The organism is Microcystis sp. M31BS1 (assembly GCF_020245285.1).
In the GTDB taxonomy this organism is placed as follows: domain Bacteria; phylum Cyanobacteriota; class Cyanobacteriia; order Cyanobacteriales; family Microcystaceae; genus Microcystis; species Microcystis panniformis.
In genome coordinates this window covers 1-2,710 of record NZ_JADBVE010000109.1, presented here as the reverse complement: position 1 = coordinate 2,710, position 2,710 = coordinate 1, and the positions used below count along the sequence as shown (strand labels likewise).

Annotated in this window: 2 protein-coding genes; both read right to left on the bottom strand. The window is 49.0% G+C overall.

Features of this window, described 5'->3' with window-relative positions; genetic code table 11:
- Positions 1–994, bottom strand: a 994-nt coding sequence (locus IM509_RS06240; RefSeq protein ID WP_287716714.1) for an RRXRR domain-containing protein, incomplete at its 3' end; no start/stop codon positions are given.
- A 217-nt stretch (positions 995–1,211) separates the two neighbouring features.
- A complete protein-coding gene (locus IM509_RS06235) occupies positions 1,212–2,462 on the bottom strand; it encodes a nif11-class peptide radical SAM maturase 3 (protein WP_287107768.1) in 1,251 nt (416 codons plus the stop codon).
- Positions 2,463–2,710: the final 248 nt, after the last annotated feature.

The following is a 2,710-nucleotide window of genomic DNA, read 5'->3' as shown; positions in this document are numbered from 1 at the left end:
TTTCGGTATCTCCACTAACATAACCGATTCCTTTGGAAGAAGAAACTAAATCTCCTTTACGGAACCCATGTCTTGAGGAAGAGCCACCATATTTACGTCGTTTACCACCTTTAGAAAAAACCATCAGGTGAAGTTGACGACGACTAATAGGAGGACGTTTGATGACAGCGAAGGGAGCGTTCGTTACTTTAACAGAACCCTTCCAATCATATCCATGTCCATTAGAAGTGTGGAATGGCAAATAATCTAAAAATTGAAAACAGGCAAGAGCAATTCCATCGTTAGCATGACTTTCGGGTGATTGTTCTGCTTTATTTTTAGACTTTTCTAGTCGCAAATGTTTTCTGAGATTAGAGGTTTGCCAACCAAAGCGAGTATGGACTGTTGCCAATTGAGACAGTTGCTCAATAGCCCATTTTTGTCCAACCATAACCGGCGAGAAACCTTTTCCAGACTTAGCCCCTTTTCTACCAGAAGTTAAATCAACATCGGCTTTGATGTACTCAAAATAAATATCGGTAATTGGATAGATTTTGGTTAGTTCGGAAACGACTCGAAGTTCAAGTTGACGATTAGCTCTGATTGAGGGAGCTAATTTTCCTTGTCTTCTATTTAAGAATCGTTTTTGTCGATGCGCTCTTAGATTAAAAGGAAGTTGGCGGTTAATCCGTCTTCCTCTACGTCCTCTTCGCATTAAGCAGCGATTGTCCATGCGCTCTTTTACTCGTTTAAAAGGAAGTTCTAAGTGAGCCTTCCAAAGAGTAAAAAGAGAGGATTGAACGCCAATTCCAGAGAATAATTTACCCGGGTCAATACCAATAGCAATCGGTTGGGTTTTGTTATCGGAAGGTTCATCGGTTAGCTGGACATAGAAAATATCTAAGTCGTTGAATTTACCGATAGCTTTTCCTTCCTTAATCCACCGCCTGGCCCGACTGGGTTTAGTGGGCATCAACGGTTTTCCGTCTTTTGAAATAACAGGAACTCTTGCCATGGAGATAATCCTTAAGAGTAAAGTTAAAGTCCCTTACCGCAACACAATCAAGATGTCTTGTCTAACAACGCTTTACCAATAAAGCTTAGAGGTAATCCGAACTAGGGAAGTATTCGGAAGTCTGTGCCAGATTGTGTCTCGATGCGGTAGTCTCTACTTGCGTCGCCTAAATTGGTCTAGGCAAGCCCCGTCCCTTTTAGGGCGGGGTTAGTGACGGTTAGATTGTGGGGGTGAGTACGGGGGTTTTGTTTTGCCAGCTTTCCGGCCATTGGATCGCGTCGGCACTGAAGGCGAGGGGATCATTGGCTAGGGGAGAATGGAAGGGTTCTTCTACCAGCGCAAATTGGCCGTTATCGAAGGGAATTCCGGCTGCGGGGCGATCGAGGTAGAATCTCTCTCGGATTCCCTTCTCCGCTTGTTTTAAGGCCCGGTGGTGACAGTAGGGATTGTTCCCCCGGCGATCGAAGAAAACATGAGCCGTCCAACTACAACCACCTCGGCAGAGTTCGGCGAACTCGCAGGTTTTACAGAATCCCCAGAGGTGATCGGTTCCCTTCGGGGTTCCCGCGCCGAGGTTGAAGCGCAGTTCTTCGGCCTCTTCGATAATCTGGCGCAGGGAGCGATCGCGGATATTGCCCCCGGTATAGGCTGCGGTGGGAAGGGAGGGACAGCCTTTGATTGCTCCGTCGGCCTCGATTCCCAGTGCCGCCAGTCCGGCACTACACCCCTGCCAGAATGTCCATGCGTCCCCTCCCCGCAATAAACGTTCGTAGGGGCCGTAATAGCCGATATTGTTGCCCGGTTGTACGTCTATCCCCTCCCGTCGCGCTCGCTCGGTGACACGGGCGAGCATCGGGTATAGTTCTAGGAGTTCGTAGGGTTGCAGGAGAATTTCCGAATTATCGGCCGCGTTACCCATCGGGACGGTTAACTGGATCCGCCATGCAAATACGCCCGCATCGCGGATTTTTTCGTAGATTCGGGGAAATTCGGGGGCGGAAAGGCGATTGATCTGGGTATTGCAACCGAAGGGGATACCGGCTTGTTTGAGGTGGCCCATGGTGCGGAAAGCCCATTGCCACGAACCGGGTTTCCCCCGCAGGCGATCGTGGGTAGTTTCTAACCCGTCCACGGAGACGGAGACAACTTTGATCCCCGCGTCTTTCATCTTTTGGGCGGTGTCGAGGGTGATGCCGTAGCCGCCGGTGGTGACACCGCAGATCATGCCCGCGTCGGTAATCGCCCGGGCGATATCGAGCCAGTCGGGACGGAGGAAGGCTTCTCCCCCGATCAGGGTAACTTCTTTGATGCCCACTTCGGCCAGTTGACGGACGAGATCGAGGGCTTCTTCAGTGGTAAGTTCGTGGCTACGGGTATGGCCGGCGCGGGAACCGCAATGCTGACAGGCGAGGTTACATTTTAGGGTAATTTCCCAGACGGCGTAGCTGATGCGACGGTATTCGGTCATTGGAATTATCTTCAAGGGGTGACAGAGGGGCTACAAGCTAGATAGAGCGGGGAGTCTAGCCAAACGACCCCCTAAAGAAATAGAGTGGTTAGGACAACCACTCAAAAATTAAAAATGTTATACTTTGCACGGCTACAACTTGCATTTTTTACTCAAGGACAATAATATAGTTTAAGAGTCATAATTAGAAGCAAAGCACTCATTAAAAACATGATTAACCTAGAATTCACGGAAGAAGAAAAGAACTC